Genomic DNA, 17,074 nt, shown 5'->3' with positions numbered 1-17,074 from the left:
AAGCAACCCGTTTGCCTGAGGACTCTTCGAGCCTTATCGCAGGCAGCGCTCCGGGGTTATTTAGCGCAACCAGCCGTTGAGCAGCATGAAATCGGCGCGCCGTGAATGCTCTGTTATACTGCGGGCTTTCCGCCAGGCTTACGCCCGGCCGCTCGTCCTTGTACAAGGCATTCAACCCCGCTACTGCGCAGCACTTGCCAGCGCGAGCGGTGCGAATGGACCTTCAGGACCGAAGCAGGACCGGACGGGATTGCGTCTCCTATAAACGCCATTCACGCCAGGCAAGACTATCCCTTTGGGCCAAGCCCTAACTAGAACAGGATTACTCATGTCCTTTGCTTCCCTCGGTCTCTCCGAGGCTTTAGTCCGCGCCATTGAAGCAGCGGGCTATACCGAGCCTACTCCGGTGCAACAGCGGGCCATTCCCGCCGTGTTGCAAGGTCGCGATTTGATGGTTGCGGCTCAGACAGGTACTGGTAAAACCGGCGGTTTCGCTCTTCCGATCCTGGAAAAGCTGTTCCCCAACGGTCACCCAGACAAATCCCAGCGTCACGGTCCGCGTCAACCGCGCGTACTGGTCCTGACCCCGACTCGCGAACTCGCCGCCCAGGTGCACGAGAGCTTCAAGCTCTATGCCCGCGACTTGAAGTTCGTCAGTGCTTGCGTGTTTGGGGGTGTCGGCACCAACCCTCAGGTTCAGGCGCTGGCCCGTGGTGTTGACGTGCTGGTGGCATGCCCGGGTCGTTTGCTCGACCTGGCCGGCCAAGGCAGCGTTGACCTGTCCCACGTTGAAATCCTGGTACTCGACGAAGCAGACCGGATGCTCGACATGGGCTTCGTCCATGACGTGAAAAAAGTTCTCGCCCGTCTGCCGTCCAAGCGTCAGAACCTGCTGTTTTCGGCGACGTTCTCCAAGGACATCACCGACCTGGCCGGCAAGTTGTTGCGCAACCCTGAGCGCATTGAAGTCACGCCGCCCAACACCACGGTCGAGCGTATTGAGCAACGCGTATTCCGCCTGCCTGCCAGTCATAAGCGTGCCTTGCTGGCGCACTTGATCACGGCCGGTGCATGGGAACAGGTTCTGGTATTTACCCGTACCAAGCACGGCGCCAACCGTTTGGCCGAATACCTGGACAAGCACGGCCTTAGCGCTGTGGCCATCCACGGTAACAAGAGCCAAAACGCGCGCACCAAAGCGCTGGCTGATTTCAAAGCCGGCAGTGTGCGCATTCTGGTAGCGACCGACATCGCCGCGCGTGGTCTGGACATCGACCAACTGCCGCACGTCGTGAACTTCGAGTTGCCTAACGTCGATGAAGATTACGTTCACCGTATTGGCCGTACAGGCCGTGCCGGTCGTTCGGGCGAAGCGATCTCGCTGGTTGCCCCGGATGAAGAAAAACTGCTGAAAAGCATCGAGCGCATGACCAAGCAGAAAATCGCCGATGGCGACCTGATGGGTTTTGACTCCAGCACCATCGAAGCTGAAAAGCCTGAAGTGCGCGAGCGTCCGGATGTGCGTAACCCGCGCAACCCACCACGCGGCCCACGCGGTGACGGTCCTAATGGCGGCGGCGGTGGTCGTAAGGACAAAGGTAAGGACAAGGGTAAAGAAAAGCCTGCCGCCGCACGCGGTGAGCGTCCGGCCCGTGAGCAAAAGCCACGTGAAGGCACGCCCGCCCGTGAGCCACGTCAGCAGTCAGCGCCATCGGCACCGCGTCAGGACGCTAACCGCGCCCCGGACGAGTTCCGTGATGACGATGTGGATAACTTTGGTAACCGCGCTGATTACGTCAGCCCCTACCAGAACAAAAACAACCAGAGCCGCGGTCGCCGTCCAGGCGCTCCGGCGCAGGGTACAGGGGCTGCTCCCGCTGCGCGTAACGGCGCTCGTCCAAGTGGCCCGCGCACAGGCAGTGGCGCGACCACTGGCACACCGCCAGCCAAGCGCAATGGCCCACGCAGCGGCGCACCGCGAGACGGTCAGGCCCGCCGCGAGAATCGCCCGGTCCGTGACGATGCCCGTCAAGAGCCAGCCGTTAAAGGTCCTCGCGAGAGCCAGCCAAAGATCATGCACAAAGAGTCGAAAAGCGACCGCTTCCCGACGCCTGAGCAGCTTGATCAACTGCCGAACCGCCCTCGCGGTGAAAAACCAGCGTTGCTGACCCGCAACCGCTGAGTAAACGGCTGATAAAAAACGCCCTCGATCGCACGATCGGGGGCGTTTTTGTTTGGGTATAAAAAAGCCCCGACTCTCACGAGTCAGGGCGTTTTTCATCTGTACGAAAGCGCTATTACTTGGCTTTCACACCTTCCAGCGAAATATCCAGGGTCAGCGTCTGGTCTGTACCTGGGGACTTGATGCCGAAGTCGTTCAGGTTGACAGACGTGGTCGCGTTGAAGCCTGCGCGTTCGCCACCCCATGGATCTTTGCCTTCGCCGTTGAACGTCGCTTTGAACGTTACTGGCTTAGTCACGCCGTGCAAGGTCAGGTCGCCCGTCACGTCAGCTGTTTTCTCGCCAGTCGGCACCACTTTGGTCGACTTGAAGGTGGCTTGCGGGTACTTGCTCACGTCCAGGAAATCTTTGCTGGCGATGTGCTTGTCACGTTCAGCGTGGTTCGAGAACAGGCTGGCAGTTTTCAGGGTGACGTCGATTTTGCTGTCAGCAGGCTTGGCGGCGTCCCACGAGAATGTGCCGCTCCAGTCCTTGAACGTACCGTGAATGAAGCTGAAGCCCAGGTGGCTGACTTTCCAGTCGATAAAGGCGTGTTGGCCTTCTTTGTCGATGGTGTAGTCAGCAGCCATGACCTGGCCGGCCGACAGCAGTGCAGTACCCAGTGCCAAAGCGGCGAGTGTTTTTTTCAACATGCGTTCTATTCCTTTTGAGTTGAGGTTGAATATCAGGCTTTACGCCCCAGCATACGAGTCAGGGTCGCATCACGATCAATAAAGTGGTGCTTGAGTGCGACTAGACCATGCAAACCGGCGAAAATCACCACGGTCCAGGCCAGGTACAAGTGCACGACACCTGCCACATCCGCCTGGTCGGGCAGACTGGAAACCAGTGCAGGCACTTCAAACAGCCCGAAAACCGGTATACCCACGCCTTCAGCGGTGGAAATAAGGTAGCCGGCAATCATTACCGCGAACAAACTTAGATACAAAAAACCGTGGCCGAGCGTGGCACCGATGCGGGTAGCACGGCTGTAACTGGCCAAAGCGGGCGGTGCCGGGCTGATCCAGCGCCACACCACACGTATGACCATCACCGCCAGTAGCGTGAGACCAATGCTTTTATGCAGGTCAGGTGCTTCCTTACGCCAAGGACTGTAGTAGTCGAGACCGACCATCCACAAGCCCAGCGCGAATAATCCAAATACCGCCAACGCAACAGACCAATGCAAGAAAACGCTGACAGCGCCATAGCGAGAAGAAGAGTTACGTAGCTGCATTGCCGACATCCTGTAGGAACTTGGGCCTAAGACTAATGGTTTACCTATCGAATGAAAGCGCATTTTTTCGCTGTAAGGTATCGATAAATACGATCTGTAACCTTACCCAAAGAGGTTAAGGGAATATTAAACCGGATGTAACCGAGGTGGAGCTGCCCATTCGGGAGGTGGCAGAGCAAAACAGTCAGACCCCACGCGCGTCAGCTCGCGATAAACAATCAGCAATGATGTGGCTTGTACGCCACACCTTGCCCGTGCACTCCCGCAGGCATGGGCTTGGGCTGGGCGTATCGTTTTATGTCCAAAAGCAAGTTACATACTAGCGCTTGATATGAACACGTATGACCGACAGATTTTGCCTCGAAAACGCCAGCCGTTTTAATCGCTTTGGCTGAACTAAAAGGTCTTTTTATGTCGGTTGTTCTAAAACGTAATAACCCGCCTGTTGGGGTAAAAAGCCGACCGTCGAGCAGCGCGCTGGCGATGACTGAACGCCTGCTGGAATTTGATGAGTATGTGCAGGGTTTAACGTCGTCCGGCGCGTGGGTGGATAAACGATCAGCCCCCTCGATAACGCCGCCCCCTCGTTTTGCGCAACGCCACTTCAACTTTCTGGACGCCGTGGCGGATACGCAGGATTTCGCACTTTCAGCACCTGATTTGTTGAAAGAAGTGGCGCGTTTTTTTAATGGCGCTATCCGCCCACACTCTAAATATGCCCTGTTCAATATCATTGCAGAACCGGATGTTGACGCCACGGCGGCGGCGAATTTAGCCACGGCTTACAACATCAACTGTTTGATGGAAGGGTTCGCAGGCGAGAGCTTGTTGGTCGAGCAACAGGTGGCGCGCACCGTGGGTAAATGGGTGGGCTGGGACAGTGCAATGGGGATCGCATGCAGCGGTGGAAAAATCACCCTCATGTACGCCATCCGCGCGGCCCTGAGTCGAATAACGCCGCACTCTCTGATTAACGGCCTGCCAGGCGACACGGTCATTTTGTGCAGTGAAGGCGGGCATTACTGCGTAGAACATATTGCCAGCCAATTAGGTTTGGGCTCCGCCAACTGCTGGCGTGTATCGACTAATGCACAGGGACAAATGTGTCCACAGGCCTTGTTACAAGCGCTGAACAAAGCGCATGAGCAGGGTAAAAAAGTAGCGGCGGTCATTTGTTGCGGCGGTACAACGATCAATTTCAACTGTGATGACACGCGTGAGGTCAAGGCAGTGGTGGACCATTTTGTTGCCATGCAAGGCTTGAGCTACCGACCGTATCTGCACCTGGACAGCGTCATTGGCTGGGTCTACTTCACTTTATTGAAGGGAGGCCTGGAGCGGCTGGCGGCAGTGTGCGCTATTGGTGCGCCAGCGATGCATCGTCTCAAGACCCTCTGTGAACGTTTTGCAGGTATTGGACACTTTGATTCCTTCGGTGTTGATTTTCATAAGACCGGTATGTGCCCCTATAACAACAGTTACTTCATCAGCCAAGACCGTCGTTTTATGGATGAGTTGGGCGATGGTCACTATAAGTTCAGTGACAAGGACTTCGACAAAGGACAGTTTCGAGCGTATCGCTATACGTTTGAAAACTCCCGCTCTGCGGGTGCGATTCTTGCCAGTTGGGTGGTATTAAAAAAGTATGGTCGGTTAGGTGTGTCGGGGTATGCATTACAGCTGCAACACGCGCGCGATGCGCTGACTGAGGCCATTAAAAGGCAGGGGCTGTTTACTCAGGTCAATGACCTGACGTTGGGGCATGAAGTTGTTTTTTTGATTCCTTTCGCGCCTGACTTACTGCGCGACAGTGACAGCCATGAGTCTGTGGCCAAACAGTTCATGCAGCATTGCTGGGACATCACCAATGCCGGTGAGATGTTCCCGTTGTTCAGCATCGTGCCTCACTACAGAATCAATAATGATCCGGCTCGCATCACGACCGCCTTTCTGCTGACGCCTTGCAACACCGAGATGACCTCCGACGATTGGGACTGGGTGTTGGCGCAAATTGCACAGCAAAAAGAGGTGTTCGAAACAGCGTATCGCCAACGCCTGGAGGGTGAGTCGATGTGTGATTTTGAAAAGCCCATCAGATGACTCGCTCCCAACGCCCTCCCGCCGAGGGCTTTGTCCTGCTCAAAACCATGACTCAGCAGTATCGACAGCGTCAGTTAAGCAGTGGCGGGGCTTTACCTGAATTGATAGACCTGTCTGTGGGTAACCCCGATGTGCTGCCTGCCGGGTATTGGCAAGAGCGCTTGATTCATCACATAAAAGACCCGCAACTGCATGGTTACGCTGAGTTCAGGCCTGATATCAATCAAGCATTGCGTCAGCAAGTGATTGCTTACTATCAGCGCCGGTTTGAAGGTGCAAGCGCTGTGCCGCTGGATGCCGGGCATCACGTACTGGATCTGCTGGGCAGCAAAGAGGGCATCTTTTACGCCCTGTTCGCCTTCTTGAAACCCGGTGACACCGTATTGCTGCCTGCGCCTTCATACAGCGTTTATCACGCCTGTGCAGAGCAGATCGGTGCGCGTGTGGCGTACTTTCCGTGCGACGAACACGGCCAGCCGGATGTCTGTCTGATTACGCCGCAGCAACTGACGCGTGCACGGTTAGTGGTGCTGTGTTCGCCCAATAATCCGACCGGAACAATACTCACGCAACAGACTCTGCAACGCACCGTGGCATTTGCCCGGCAGCACTCGCTTCGCGTGATCTTGGACAGGGCCTATGCGGAATTGCAGGTTGCCCCGGATGAGGGCATGTTGCGTGGCGCCGGTTTACACCTGGAGGGTGCCATGGCCTGCATGATTGAACTTCACAGCATGAGCAAGTCATGCGGGCTGGCGGGTTGGCGTATGGGGTTCGCACTGGGGGCGCCGTCAATGATTGAGGCGATGAAGCGTCTTAAATTCAATAGCGACTTTGGGATGTTTTTGCCTTTTCAGCGCGTGGCTACCGAAATACTGACTCAGCTCGAATCTGTGTCAGGCCCTATCCGCGAACGTTATGTACACCGGATAACCCTTGCCGTTGAAGCGTTTAACGCCTTGGGCTGGAAGGTTGAAGCCCCAGAGGGCGGGTTCTTTTTGTGGGCTCAGTTGCCTGGGCATGTGGTGCCCGCGTGTGATGTGGCGTTTACTCAATCACTTCTCGACGAAACAGGGCTGCTCGTCACGCCGGGGAGTGCCTTCGGCCCTGCTGGCAAAGGCTATGTGCGCATTGCCTTGGTGCACAACGATGGCGTGCTGGCCTGTGTGTTTGAGCGTTTACGCACCTGGTTTCTCAATACGCGATAGCGCAGCCAGGGTTTGCCTTCGAGTGGTTGAGGCGCACAGCGGGTGCGCAATGGCTTGTGACACGCTCGCGCATTGCATAGGCTTGCGCGATTGTTTGCCCGCACACGCCGGGAGCCAGCGCCAGGAGAGTGGAAATGGGCCTGAATAATCAGTGGATGCAGCGCGACTTAGCCGTTTTGTGGCACCCCTGCACCCAAATGAAAGATCACGAGCAATTGCCGCTTATCCCGATCAAGCGCGGTGAAGGCGTGTGGTTGGAAGACTTCGAGGGCAAGCGTTATCTGGATGCCGTGAGTTCCTGGTGGGTCAACGTGTTTGGCCATGCCAACCCGCGCATCAACCAGCGCATCAAAGATCAGGTCGATCAACTGGAGCACGTGATTCTGGCGGGCTTCAGTCATCAACCGGTGATCGAGTTGTCCGAGCGCCTGGTCAAGATGACCCCCGAGGGTCTGACCCGCTGCTTTTACGCCGACAACGGTTCGTCGTGCATTGAAGTTGCACTGAAGATGAGCTTTCACTATTGGCTCAACCGCGGCCAGCCAAACAAAAAGCGTTTCGTCACGCTGACCAATAGCTATCACGGCGAGACGATGGCAGCGATGTCGGTGGGCGATGTGCCTTTGTTCACCGAAACCTACAAGGCGCTGCTGCTCGACACCATCAAGGTGCCCAGCCCCGATTGCTACTTGCGCCCTCAAGGCATGGGCTGGGAAGAGCATTCGCGCAACATGTTCATGGCGATGGAACAGACCCTGGCCGAACACCACGACACGGTGGCCGCGGTGATTGTCGAGCCACTGATACAAGGCGCGGGCGGCATGCGCATGTATCACCCGGTGTACCTCAAGCTGCTGCGCGAAGCCTGCGACCGGTATGGCGTACACCTGATCCATGACGAAATCGCCGTGGGCTTCGGCCGCACCGGCACCATGTTCGCCTGTGAGCAGGCCGGTATCACCCCGGACTTCCTGTGCCTGTCCAAAGCGTTGACCGGCGGTTATTTGCCGCTGGCCGCGTGTGTGACCACTGATGAGGTGTACAGCGCGTTCTACGACGACTACCCGACCTTGCGCGCCTTCCTCCATTCCCACAGCTACACCGGCAACCCGCTGGCGTGTGCGGCGGCGCTGGCGACGCTGGACATCTTCGAACAAGACAACGTGATTGAGAACAACCAGGCCCTCGCGCAGCGCATGGCCAGCTCGACCGCGCATCTGGTGGATCACCCGCATGTGTCAGAAGTGCGCCAGACCGGGATGGTGCTGGCCATTGAAATGGTGCAGGACAAAGCCACTAAAACGGCGTATCCGTGGCAAGAGCGCCGTGGGCTTAAGGTTTTTCAGCATGCACTGGAGCGCGGCGCGCTGTTGCGTCCCTTGGGCAGCGTGGTGTATTTCTTGCCGCCCTACGTGATCACGCCAGAACAGATCGATTTTTTGGCTGAGGTGGCCACTGAAGGCATCGACATTGCGACCCGCAGCGACATCCGCGTGGCGGTCCCGTCGAACTTTCACCCGGATTTTCGTGATCCGGGCTAACGCCTATTTTGCGTAGGGGCGAGTTCGCCCCTACAAAGCGCATTTTTTCCAGAGTATTGACATGAGATTGTCCCGTTTCTTCATTGATGCGCCCTTGAGCCTCGGTGAGCATGAGTTGCCTGAAGCACAGGCGCATTACATTGGCCGCGTACTGCGCATGGCTGAAGGTGACGCCTTGCAAGTGTTCGATGGCTCGGGCCACGAATTTTTGGGGCGTTTGCTGGAGGTCGGCAAAAAGCGCGTGCGCGTGCTGTTGGACGAAACCTTCGCCGGGCAGATCGAATCCCCGCTGTTCATCCACCTCGGCCAGGGTTTGTCCCGTGGTGAACGTATGGACTGGGCGATTCAAAAGGCCACCGAGCTTGGGGTCAATGAAATCACGCCGATCATGAGTGAACGTTGCGAAGTGCGGCTCAAGGACGAACGTGCCGACAAGCGCCTGGCGCATTGGCGACAAGTGGCGATCAGCGCTTGCGAGCAATGTGGCCGTTCGCGAGTGCCGGTGATTCATCCGCCGGTAGTGCTCAACGACTGGATCAAAACCACCGAGGCGGATCTCAAGCTGGTGCTGCACCCGGTGGCCGAGCCATTGGTCAGTCACGCCAAACCTTCACGGCTGGCGTTCCTGATCGGCCCTGAAGGCGGTTTGACCGACCCCGAAATCGAGCAGGCCCAAGCCGCCGGTTATCAACCGGCACGTCTCGGGCCTCGGGTGCTGCGCACAGAAACCGCCCCCGTCGTCGCGCTGGCCGTGGCGCAACAGCTGTGGGGCGATTTCTAAGCGCGGGGGCTTACATCGACACGAAAAAGAAGCTGACAATCAGCCCCATGCCGATGAACCACACCAGTGAACGCAACAGAGCCCAGTCAGCTAGGTAGCAAATGATGTAAAGCAGGCGGCTGGTGATAAACAGCACTGCCAGCACATCAAGGGTGACGGGCTGGGCGTTGCCAACGATGTCGGCAATGATCACCGCTGCGGCAAACGCCGGTGTCACTTCGAAGCTGTTGAGTTGCGCGCTGTGGGCGCGTTTGGCAAAACCGTCGAGGGTGTCCAGAAACGCCCGAGGATCATGGTTTTGCCGAGGCCCGAATCGACCGCCACTGAACTTGGCAACCGCGGTACACACGTACGGCAAACACAAGGCAATCAGCACACACCAGAAGGCAACCGTCATTGGAACTTCCTTTTTTTAGGGGATGACGGCTGTTTATACGTCAAACAGCCCTCTGGGCGGGTACTGTTTGTGCGGTCAAACGAACAAACGCGCGCCTGACACCGGCTGTGGCCGATCCACCACGGCTTCAAGCAGCGGGCTGAAGTGCGCGTGGCCCTGACACAGCTTGGCGTACCACTGGTTCAAGGTTGGCACGTCCACCGCCCCTTCCTGCACCTCCACCCACAGCACCAGATCCCCTGCACTGTCGGCCGCCAGATGCACCGGTGCCAAGGCACAAAACGGGCCATTGGCTTGCAGCAGTTGTAACTGCACCCCTAAAAGCATCGGGCTGGGGACGCTGCCCAGGCGCATTGCCATCAGCCAGCCGCCCTGGATCTTTTCCAGCACCAACTCCGGGTCATCGGCCACTTGCAGGCGGCAGGTCTCGGCGTCGTGAGCGGGCAGGCTGATGCCCCATTGGTCTAACCATTTCTCTAGGATCATGTGTGCTTACCCCGCCATCCGCCAGGCCTTGGCCATGTCAATCGTGGTGGAACTGATGGGCTTGCTCCACGGTTTATTGCGCGCGCCATAGTTCTCAATAATGTCGTCAAGCGCCTGGTTCACCTGCGCAGGCGTCGTGGCACGGGCCAGACTGTGTTCGGCGCGACGCAACAGGGCGACGTTGGCGTCAGGCTGACCGGCACGGTACAGCGACGGGAAGATGACTTCCTTGCGGATGTTGTCGGCCACCACGGCGACGGTGCGCAGTTGCATCTCGGCGACCGCTGCTTTGAGCACCGGCGACTCAATGGCCTGACCACGCACAGCACTGAGCAATTGCTGGTGATCGGCGTTATCGGCGTGATTGAGTTCCTTGGCCAGCCACTCCTTGCGTTCGGGCGTGGAGGCCAATGCGTCCAGTTGGGTGAACGCGCCGCGCATGACGTCGTTGAGCTTCAGACCGGCCGGGGTCTCGTTTTGCGCCACAATCGCCACGGTCAATTGGCTGAACGCATCGCGTGCCTGCTGGCGGAACTGCAACACTTCACCGGCGCTGGCCGGGTCTTGTGCACTCAAGCTGGTGAGCATCTCGTCATCCAGTGCCATCAACGCCTCTTCCATCGAGGCAAAGGTGTATTGCTCACGAGACTGGCTGCGGTTTTCAAGGTGGCCGCTGACGGCCTGATCGAGGCGTTCTTGCAGATGGTTCTTGATGTCGTCCGGCATGCTGAAATTCAGCGTGCCGCCAAACGTGGTACTGAAATCGCCCTTCTCGGTTTTCAGCGGCACGGTCACGGTTTGGTCGTCATGCCCGCTCAGCGCTTCGTTTTGCAGGATCACCCGCGCGGCCACAGGCGCGCCCACCAACCAGTCAGTGAAGGCGCCGCCGATACGGCCGCCACGGTCAGGCGCCACGCCTTCTTCCTCCTCGAACTTGAGGATCAGATTGTCCGACTGACGCAGCGGGCTGGTGTTGAACGACTTGTCGACCATCTGCGGCACGGGCACGTTGAGCATCACGCCGCCGTCCTTGAATTGAGTGTGTTCGCCTTCGGCCTGAAACGGCTGTGCCTGTTCATCCACCGGTTTGAACACGACCGGGAACGAACCCGAAATATGCGCCGCCCGGGCAATGCTCATGTCCGGCGTGAGGCTGGCGTTAAACATCACCATCTGCGGGCGACCTTCGAACATCGCGGTGCCGGTGATGTTCAGCTCCTTGATCTGCGGGATGTGCCTGCTCAGCAGCGCCAGATCCCCGAACGTGACAACCCCGCCTTGTTCCAGCTTGCGGGCGATGGCGGCAATCGCGGGTTGATTGGCCAGCTGCGGGTGAGCGTTGATCTGCCCCAGCACGGCTTTGGACGATTCGTCGCGCAGCACTTTTTCCAGCGGCATGGCTTCGGACTGAACCCGCGGCAACACGTTGAGAATCAACTGCGTGAAGCTGCCGATTTTGGGCAAATACTTTTGCGCCAGATTGCCGATCTCGGTGCAAATGCGCTGGAACAGCTTGTGTTTTTTGTGGGTGCTATCGAGCAAGCCGATCAGGTCCATGCCATCGGACAGGGTTTTGAATTCGGACGCGCCCATGCCCGATGCCAGCAGTGCAGCAGTGATGCCGCCAGCGGAAGACCCCGACATGCTGCGGATACCGTCCAGTGCGCCGTTGTCTTCCAGAGCCTTGATCGCCCCAGGGTAAGCGGCACCTTTGGCACCACCACCGCTCAACACCAGGCTGGTCAAAGGCGGGCGGCTGAGTTCCAGTTGCGCCACGCCGTTGTCGAAACGGCGCAAGGTCAGTTGGCGCTGGCCCGCCTGCTCGGCCACGGTGTGTGCGGCCCCTTGTGGCTGTGGCGTTACCAGCTTGATACGGCCCACGTCTGGCAGTTGATCTTTGATCACAATCGCCGAGGCGCTTTTCAGCGCGCTGCTCAGGCTTTGGCCGATCGGGTCTGTGGATAACTTGGCTTTCGGGGTTTGCGCGGCAGGCGGCGGGGTATCGGCGATAGCCGGATTGAGACCGGCGGGCGGGGTGGACTGAATTTTCATATGCGCTCCTTGGAGAACCTGAGGTCCTTGATGGCGCAAAGCTTAAGGGAATCGTTTCAACGGCTTTTTTAGTATCAGGCGCATTTTTGTCACTTTGCGAGAATCGCGATAACCCAGCGATACCTGTAGCCACTGTCGAGTATTACGAGGCTGGGCCCGGGCGCGAAGCGGTCGTACACGCGATGAGTACGGTGTGCCTGATCCCCCCGGGTTGATTGATCGCAGCCTCGTACCTCGACAGCGACTACACGGTCAACTTAAAGCGGCTTTTTCAGGGCCAGGCCCAGGGCTGCCAATTGACCGTCGACACTGGCATCAATGATGCCGATTTCAGTTTCCAGAATGCAGCCGCCCTGGTCCAGGCGTGCATCGGCCACCACTTCGACGTACCCCACTTCGGGGAAGTCCTTGAGCACTTGCGACACTTGCTCGCGCATGGCCACGACTTGCTCAGGCTGAACGTGCAGGATTACGTGCTTTTGATTGCTCACCAGCGACAACGCTTCGCGGGTCACGCTCAGCGCCAGTTCAGTGTTGTCGTATTGCTTGAGGATTTTACGCACGGCTTGCAGCACCACCTCGCTCATCTGCTGCTCAACCTGGCGGTAATACTGGTTGCATTGCACCAGGGTTTCCTGGATCAACGTGGCTTGCTGGATGCGCGCTTGTTCGACGCCCGCCTGCCAGCCGAGTGCCTTCTGCTGTTGGTAGACATCATGCGCGCCTTGCTCGATGGCTTGCGCGCGCTCGCGTGCCAGCTCCACCAGTTGATTGGCTGTCAGGTAGCCCTGATAGTCCGCGCTGCGCAGCAGCACTTGATCGGGGGCGAGCAGCACCTGATCACTTTTTATTTCAATAAATGGCAACATTCGGGACTCACCTGTCGGGCAACTTTGAGGCATAGCGCCCGTGCCAATGCGGGGTTTTCAGCCGGTAATGCGGCTGAGCGAGAAGGTGGGCCGGGCGGCAGGCGCAGGCGCAAGCGGCGGGCAAATCCGCCGTCCGCTTCACCGGCGGCGCTCAACCAAAACTCCAGGCCGCTGGTTTGCAGGTACACGCTCAAATCGCCGTCGGGCAAGGCGCTTTGCCACCCCGCAGGCCACAGGCCGATGATCATGTCCACCTGTTGCAGGCAGTAGCGATGCCCGGCGTCGCCCAGCGCGGCCTGCACGCGTTGCGATTCACGCGCCGTCAGTGCATGACGCAATGCATGCCCATGCAGCAAGCCCCCCAGGCACCGCAGGGTGTGTTGCAACGCAGCGTGGCCAAACAACGCCAGCCCGCCGAGCTGGGGGGCCAGTGGGTAGTCAATGGTCAACGCCAGCTCATCGAGCAGCCAGGCATTGATCGCACTGCGTTGACGCCAGTCGGGCAGGGCGTCGCACACGGCGAGCAAGGCGTGCGGCAGGTGCGCCTCGTCGATGTAGCGCGCCGGGCAAAACCTGAGCTGGTAAGGGGTCAAACTGCGGGTCATGCCTTGGTCCGGTGCCACATAAACTGCGCGGCATTGCTCACCAGCAGCAACGTGATGAGCACGCCAAACAAACCGATCAAACGCCCGCGTGAATCCTCTGTGACCTGAATCGAGAAGAAGGTTTCATAGTGCGGCGCCAAGGGCACCTGACGCACATCGGCCGAGGGCACCAGCACCACGCTGATGCGGTCGTAATTCAAACCCTCAATGCCGTTGTTGACCAGTTGTTTGATCTGCGGGATGTAGGCGTCGAGCTGGATATCCGCCGCATGTTTGATAAACACCGAGGCTGATGCGGGGGAGGATTTTTTGCCCAGCCCGTCGCGTTCTTCAGGCAGTACCACATGCACCCGCGCCACCAGCACGCCGTCGATTTCAGACAGGGTGCGAGAAATTTCCTGAGCCTTGGCGTAGTTCAGCCGTGCCCGCTCTTCAACCGGCGAAGAGATCAATCCGTCCTTGGGGAACACATCTTTGAGCGTTGAAAAGCTCTCGCGCGGGTAACCTTTGCGCTTAAGTGCGTCCACCGCTTGGGCGATGTCCGACTCCTCCACCAACAACTTGATTTTGCCTTCCTTGTCCGGCTGTTTATCGGCCGAAATACCTTCGGAACGCAGCAAGGCGAGCATCTCGTTCCCTTCCTTCTGGCTGACTCCGGCGTACAGTTCGATCTTGCACCCGGCAAGTGCCAACAAGGCTGCCAGCAGCAGGGTACGGTGCAGGTATTTCACCCTCGGTTTAACGCCACGCATCATTGGGTCTTCATCAAGGTTTCGACGTTTTGGCTCATGCGGCCGACGGTCTTGGCGATCAGCTCTTCCTGCATGCTGATGCGCATCAGCGACCACTGCATTTGCATCAGGCTGTTGGGGTCGTCACCGGGGGTCGACAACTGCACTTTCAGCTCGTTTTTGGCTTGGGTGAAGTTCTCTTTGATCTGCCCGATTTCGCTCAAGAAGCTACCGCCCAAACTGCTGGAACCGTTGCCCATTGCGTGATCGAAATCGGCCACGTGTTGTGCGCTGGCACCGCTCGGTTTGAGTTCTTCAAGGTTGGTGACCACCGATTGGCTGATCTGGCTGATGTCCATTACGACTCCAGGTCGGGTTTGTGGGTATGGCGCATCAGGTGGTCGATCATCCCGGCCAGGGGGATCAGGTGCCTGAGTTCGGTGTTGATCACGCGGCTTGCGCCGGTGGTGTCCGGCAAGGGTTTTATCTCGCCCAGCACGCGCAGCAGCGCTTCTTGCTGCTGCTTGGCAAAAGGCGCGTCTTGCTTGATCAGGTGTTTGAGCGCCAGGCGTGCCTGTTCATCATTACCCGCGTTGGCTTGCAGGGTTTGGAGCACCTGCAAGGTGACGGCGCTCACCGGTTTGGTGGCCTCGACAGGCGTTTGCATCGCCTGTTCAAAAGCGTGGGTGTCGGCCGGTCTGGCGGGCGCGGTGGGGTTCAGCGTGCCTGGCACCCGCTCACGGTTGAACGCCAGCGGGTCCACCGGGTTCATGGCCCCTCCGGGTGGCGCATGCCTTCGGCAAACTGCACCAGTCGCGGGTCGTCGCTCTGCGCCAACTGTGCCAAACGCCGGTCCAGCGCAGCCCCCATCCCCAGCCGCCACTCGCACAAGGCCAGCCAGGGTGACAGCGACGGCCACTCTTTGCCTTGTGCTGCAATCAGCGCCTGTTGATAGTCGCCGCGATTCATCAGGCTGGAGAGACGAATCAGGCACGCGGCTTCGTCCTGGTGTTCAACCTGCTCCAGCCAGTCGGCGATTTGTTCGGCGTAGGCGTGACAATGATGCCCCGTGCCAGCCAGCGCCACTTCGGCCAAAAGCCCTTTCAATGAACTGTCCATGCTCAGATCTTCTGCAAAATGCTCTGCATGAGATCTCTCATGGAGCGGGTCACCGTGGAGTTGATGTTGTAGATCACCGACCATTTGTTGAGCTTGTGTTGCAGGTCTGCCAGCACCGCCGGGTTGTCCCCGTTATTGGTATCGAGGGCGGTAATCGCGGCCGTTACATCGGTGTTGGCGGTATTGGCCTGGGCCTTGAGCTGTTCGGCGACCTGATCGAGGGTGTTGGTGGTGCTGTTGGTGAAAATAGCGGCCATCACAAAGCTCCTTTAAGGGTGTTGAGGATGCTGAGGGCAGCATCAATTGCTTGCGCCTCCTGTTGCCATTGTTGGTATTGCGTCGGGTTGGCGCCTTGCTGCAAGCGCCGTTTGCAGTCGTTCTGTGCCTGCTCCAGCCGGTTGCACAGCTGCGTGTGATAACCCGCGCCTTCGCGGCTCAGGCGTTGCTCCAATGCGGTCATCATGGTGTTTGTCCTTTGAGGTGGATGATGAATTGCTGTTTGCCGCGACTGACCACAATTGCCTCGTCTGTGATCGACAGCACGCGCACGCCGTTAGCGGTTGAGGCGTTGACCGGGTATTTCTGGCTGTCGTTGAGGACGACATAGGGCACCTTGCCCAGCGACACGCCGCGTACCACGAACGCCAGTTCTTCGACGTTGCCCCGGCGTGAACGGTTGACCAGCTCCAGGGTTGGGCGGGTGCCAAACTCACGGCTGAACTCGCGCTGCAAGTGGGTGAACTCGCCCAGTTGACGTTCGTCGAGCTGGCCGCGCAGTTCGATGCGCTCGCCTTGATCGGTGTAACTCAGGGCCGAGGTCAACTGCGCGTCACTGAGCAATTGTTCGAGTCGCTTGATGTGGGAGCCGGCCAGGCGCACGCGATTGTCCACGCCCAGCAAACCGGGCACGTCGGCCATCAGCAGCGCCTCGATGTTGAGCCAGTGCTCGTCTTGCTGCGCCAGCTCACCTTCGAGCATGATCCAGCCGGCGTTGGGCGAGGGTGTGCTGCGTACCCGCAAGTAACCAAACTTTTGCAGGATGAAGTCCACGCCCTGGCGCACTTCTTCCATGCTGCGCACGTCCAGTCGATAATTCAGGCCGGTTTTTTCCAGGTATTGGGTCAGCAGCAAACGGCTGCGGTTGTCGTCCAGATAACCGCTCAATACCACAGTGCCATCGGCTTGCGTGGTGTCGATCTGTAGGTGTTGGTAGGGTTTGTCAGCCAGGAACATCTGTACGCCCAGCAGCCGGTCTTCATTGGCCATGCCGCTCTTGACGCTGGACCACGGATCGCTCAGCAAACCAATCAAAAGCAGCAGCAACAGCACACTGAAACCGGCCATCAAACGTCCGCCCCAATGCGCGCTGCGGCGCACGGTACGCCGCTCTTGCGCACGGCTGGCGATCGGTTGCAGCGGGGCAAAGGTGCGCTCTTGAGCGCAGTAAGCCCAGCTCAAAGGCCCGCATTGTTGCGCGGCCAACGCTTGCAGCACGGTGCCGGGCTGCACGGGTTCGCCGTCCTGGGTCGGTTCGTGTGTGGCCTCCCATTCCAGTAGGCGTATGCCTTGGGGGTCGACCTCAAGCACCAGATGCCGAGCTGCGATACCGTCATCCACCAGCACCAGATCGGCGTTCAGCGGGTCTGAACCGATCACCAGCCGACCGGTGCTCAACGGGACGTCGACCCCCTGATTCAGGCCGCTGTAGAAGCGGATCTTCCAGCTCAT

Annotated in this window: 19 protein-coding genes; 5 read left to right on the top strand and 14 right to left on the bottom strand. The window is 58.6% G+C overall.

From position 1 onward, the window contains the following. Nucleotides 1-328: 328 nt before the first annotated feature. Nucleotides 329-2,182, top strand: coding sequence for a DEAD/DEAH box helicase (locus tag AP059_RS12075; RefSeq protein ID WP_048402240.1), 1,854 nt, complete (start codon nucleotides 329-331; stop codon nucleotides 2,180-2,182). Between the two features lie 115 nt (nucleotides 2,183-2,297). Here AP059_RS12075 and AP059_RS12070 read toward each other — a convergent pair whose 3' ends face one another. Then, nucleotides 2,298-2,873 (bottom strand): YceI family protein, encoded by a 576-nt coding sequence (locus AP059_RS12070; RefSeq protein WP_059765523.1) that lies wholly within the window; start codon nucleotides 2,871-2,873, stop codon nucleotides 2,298-2,300. 32 nt (nucleotides 2,874-2,905) lie between these two features. Beyond that, a complete protein-coding gene (locus tag AP059_RS12065; protein ID WP_059765520.1) occupies nucleotides 2,906-3,457 on the bottom strand; it encodes a cytochrome b in 552 nt (183 codons plus the stop codon). Nucleotides 3,458-3,844: 387 nt separating this feature from the next. On the opposite strand from AP059_RS12065, the gene AP059_RS12060 reads away from it, so the two are divergent. The 4 genes from AP059_RS12060 to AP059_RS12045 all read left to right on the top strand — a co-directional run bounded on the left by AP059_RS12060 (nucleotide 3,845) and on the right by AP059_RS12045 (nucleotide 9,087). Continuing rightward, nucleotides 3,845-5,557: a pyridoxal-dependent decarboxylase gene (locus AP059_RS12060; RefSeq protein WP_131811521.1), complete on the top strand. Its 1,713-nt coding sequence runs from the start codon at nucleotides 3,845-3,847 to the stop codon at nucleotides 5,555-5,557. Continuing rightward, nucleotides 5,554-6,765 carry a pyridoxal phosphate-dependent aminotransferase gene (locus tag AP059_RS12055; RefSeq protein ID WP_059765514.1) on the top strand — a complete coding sequence of 404 codons (1,212 nt, stop codon included), beginning with the start codon at nucleotides 5,554-5,556 and terminating at the stop codon, nucleotides 6,763-6,765. The genes AP059_RS12060 and AP059_RS12055 overlap by 4 nt, the downstream gene beginning before the upstream one ends. Nucleotides 6,766-6,899: 134 nt before the next feature. Continuing rightward, a complete protein-coding gene (locus tag AP059_RS12050; protein WP_059765512.1) occupies nucleotides 6,900-8,306 on the top strand; it encodes an adenosylmethionine--8-amino-7-oxononanoate transaminase in 1,407 nt (468 codons plus the stop codon). A 61-nt stretch (nucleotides 8,307-8,367) separates the two neighbouring features. Then, complete coding sequence (locus tag AP059_RS12045) at nucleotides 8,368-9,087, top strand: 16S rRNA (uracil(1498)-N(3))-methyltransferase (RefSeq protein WP_048402237.1); 720 nt, start codon at nucleotides 8,368-8,370, stop codon at nucleotides 9,085-9,087. Nucleotides 9,088-9,097: 10 nt separating this feature from the next. Here the strand turns inward: AP059_RS12045 and AP059_RS12040 are convergent, their stop codons facing one another. The 12 genes from AP059_RS12040 to sctD all read right to left on the bottom strand — a co-directional run bounded on the left by AP059_RS12040 (nucleotide 9,098) and on the right by sctD (nucleotide 17,074). Continuing rightward, nucleotides 9,098-9,484: an MAPEG family protein gene (locus tag AP059_RS12040; RefSeq protein ID WP_059765509.1), complete on the bottom strand. Its 387-nt coding sequence runs from the start codon at nucleotides 9,482-9,484 to the stop codon at nucleotides 9,098-9,100. A 75-nt stretch (nucleotides 9,485-9,559) separates the two neighbouring features. Then, complete coding sequence (locus AP059_RS12035) at nucleotides 9,560-9,970, bottom strand: CesT family type III secretion system chaperone (RefSeq protein ID WP_238938224.1); 411 nt, start codon at nucleotides 9,968-9,970, stop codon at nucleotides 9,560-9,562. A gap of 6 nt (nucleotides 9,971-9,976) precedes the next feature. After that, nucleotides 9,977-12,022: a patatin-like phospholipase family protein gene (locus AP059_RS12030; RefSeq protein ID WP_082706844.1), complete on the bottom strand. Its 2,046-nt coding sequence runs from the start codon at nucleotides 12,020-12,022 to the stop codon at nucleotides 9,977-9,979. A gap of 257 nt (nucleotides 12,023-12,279) precedes the next feature. Continuing rightward, nucleotides 12,280-12,891 (bottom strand): HrpE/YscL family type III secretion apparatus protein, encoded by a 612-nt coding sequence (locus tag AP059_RS12025; RefSeq protein ID WP_059765506.1) that lies wholly within the window; start codon nucleotides 12,889-12,891, stop codon nucleotides 12,280-12,282. Beyond that, nucleotides 12,870-13,496 carry a SctK family type III secretion system sorting platform protein gene (locus AP059_RS12020; protein WP_059765503.1) on the bottom strand — a complete coding sequence of 209 codons (627 nt, stop codon included), beginning with the start codon at nucleotides 13,494-13,496 and terminating at the stop codon, nucleotides 12,870-12,872. The genes AP059_RS12025 and AP059_RS12020 overlap by 22 nt, the downstream gene beginning before the upstream one ends. Continuing rightward, the gene (gene sctJ, locus AP059_RS12015) at nucleotides 13,493-14,248 is read right to left on the bottom strand and encodes a type III secretion system inner membrane ring lipoprotein SctJ (protein WP_120752336.1); all 756 of its coding nucleotides are present in this window, start codon (nucleotides 14,246-14,248) and stop codon (nucleotides 13,493-13,495) included. The genes AP059_RS12020 and sctJ overlap by 4 nt, the downstream gene beginning before the upstream one ends. Next, nucleotides 14,248-14,586, bottom strand: coding sequence for a type III secretion system inner rod subunit SctI (gene sctI / locus AP059_RS12010; RefSeq protein ID WP_059765501.1), 339 nt, complete (start codon nucleotides 14,584-14,586; stop codon nucleotides 14,248-14,250). The genes sctJ and sctI overlap by 1 nt, the downstream gene beginning before the upstream one ends. Next, nucleotides 14,586-14,999 carry a YopR/YscH family type III secretion effector gene (locus AP059_RS12005; protein WP_059765498.1) on the bottom strand — a complete coding sequence of 138 codons (414 nt, stop codon included), beginning with the start codon at nucleotides 14,997-14,999 and terminating at the stop codon, nucleotides 14,586-14,588. Before AP059_RS12005 ends, sctI begins: the two co-directional genes overlap by 1 nt. Beyond that, nucleotides 14,996-15,346, bottom strand: a complete 351-nt coding sequence (locus tag AP059_RS12000; RefSeq protein ID WP_059765494.1) for a YscG family type III secretion system chaperone — start codon at nucleotides 15,344-15,346, stop codon at nucleotides 14,996-14,998. Before AP059_RS12000 ends, AP059_RS12005 begins: the two co-directional genes overlap by 4 nt. 2 nt (nucleotides 15,347-15,348) lie before the next feature. Continuing rightward, nucleotides 15,349-15,603: a type III secretion system needle filament subunit SctF gene (sctF, locus tag AP059_RS11995; protein ID WP_059765491.1), complete on the bottom strand. Its 255-nt coding sequence runs from the start codon at nucleotides 15,601-15,603 to the stop codon at nucleotides 15,349-15,351. After that, on the bottom strand, nucleotides 15,603-15,809 hold the full coding sequence (locus AP059_RS22720) for an EscE/YscE/SsaE family type III secretion system needle protein co-chaperone (protein WP_238938223.1): 207 nt from the start codon (nucleotides 15,807-15,809) through the stop codon (nucleotides 15,603-15,605). Before AP059_RS22720 ends, sctF begins: the two co-directional genes overlap by 1 nt. Continuing rightward, complete coding sequence (sctD, locus tag AP059_RS11985; RefSeq protein WP_256209824.1) at nucleotides 15,806-17,074, bottom strand: type III secretion system inner membrane ring subunit SctD; 1,269 nt, start codon at nucleotides 17,072-17,074, stop codon at nucleotides 15,806-15,808. The genes AP059_RS22720 and sctD overlap by 4 nt, the downstream gene beginning before the upstream one ends.

Origin of the sequence: Pseudomonas sp. TAA207, assembly GCF_001529285.1 — a bacterium.
Taxonomy (GTDB): Bacteria; Pseudomonadota; Gammaproteobacteria; order Pseudomonadales; family Pseudomonadaceae; genus Aquipseudomonas; species Aquipseudomonas weihenstephanensis.
Note: the sequence above shows the minus strand (reverse complement) of the source record. Positions and strands in the feature narration are given on the sequence as shown.

Excerpts from the sequence above, each read along its gene's own strand:
- AP059_RS12075 (WP_048402240.1), top strand. The coding sequence starts at position 329 with ATGTCCTTTGCTTCCCTCGGTCTCTCCGAGGCTTTAGTCCGCGCCATT.
- AP059_RS12070 (WP_059765523.1), bottom strand. The coding sequence starts at position 2,873 with ATGTTGAAAAAAACACTCGCCGCTTTGGCACTGGGTACTGCACTGCTG.
- AP059_RS12065 (WP_059765520.1), bottom strand. The coding sequence starts at position 3,457 with ATGCAGCTACGTAACTCTTCTTCTCGCTATGGCGCTGTCAGCGTTTTC.
- AP059_RS12055 (WP_059765514.1), top strand. The coding sequence starts at position 5,554 with ATGACTCGCTCCCAACGCCCTCCCGCCGAGGGCTTTGTCCTGCTCAAA.
- AP059_RS12050 (WP_059765512.1), top strand. The coding sequence starts at position 6,900 with ATGGGCCTGAATAATCAGTGGATGCAGCGCGACTTAGCCGTTTTGTGG.
- AP059_RS12045 (WP_048402237.1), top strand. The coding sequence starts at position 8,368 with ATGAGATTGTCCCGTTTCTTCATTGATGCGCCCTTGAGCCTCGGTGAG.
- AP059_RS12040 (WP_059765509.1), bottom strand. The coding sequence starts at position 9,484 with ATGACGGTTGCCTTCTGGTGTGTGCTGATTGCCTTGTGTTTGCCGTAC.
- AP059_RS12035 (WP_238938224.1), bottom strand. The coding sequence starts at position 9,970 with ATGATCCTAGAGAAATGGTTAGACCAATGGGGCATCAGCCTGCCCGCT.
- AP059_RS12030 (WP_082706844.1), bottom strand. The coding sequence starts at position 12,022 with ATGAAAATTCAGTCCACCCCGCCCGCCGGTCTCAATCCGGCTATCGCC.
- AP059_RS12025 (WP_059765506.1), bottom strand. The coding sequence starts at position 12,891 with ATGTTGCCATTTATTGAAATAAAAAGTGATCAGGTGCTGCTCGCCCCC.
- AP059_RS12020 (WP_059765503.1), bottom strand. The coding sequence starts at position 13,496 with ATGACCCGCAGTTTGACCCCTTACCAGCTCAGGTTTTGCCCGGCGCGC.
- sctJ (WP_120752336.1), bottom strand. The coding sequence starts at position 14,248 with ATGCGTGGCGTTAAACCGAGGGTGAAATACCTGCACCGTACCCTGCTG.
- sctI (WP_059765501.1), bottom strand. The coding sequence starts at position 14,586 with ATGGACATCAGCCAGATCAGCCAATCGGTGGTCACCAACCTTGAAGAA.
- AP059_RS12005 (WP_059765498.1), bottom strand. The coding sequence starts at position 14,999 with ATGAACCCGGTGGACCCGCTGGCGTTCAACCGTGAGCGGGTGCCAGGC.
- AP059_RS12000 (WP_059765494.1), bottom strand. The coding sequence starts at position 15,346 with ATGGACAGTTCATTGAAAGGGCTTTTGGCCGAAGTGGCGCTGGCTGGC.
- sctF (WP_059765491.1), bottom strand. The coding sequence starts at position 15,603 with ATGGCCGCTATTTTCACCAACAGCACCACCAACACCCTCGATCAGGTC.
- AP059_RS22720 (WP_238938223.1), bottom strand. The coding sequence starts at position 15,809 with ATGATGACCGCATTGGAGCAACGCCTGAGCCGCGAAGGCGCGGGTTAT.
- sctD (WP_256209824.1), bottom strand. The coding sequence starts at position 17,074 with ATGAGCTGGAAGATCCGCTTCTACAGCGGCCTGAATCAGGGGGTCGAC.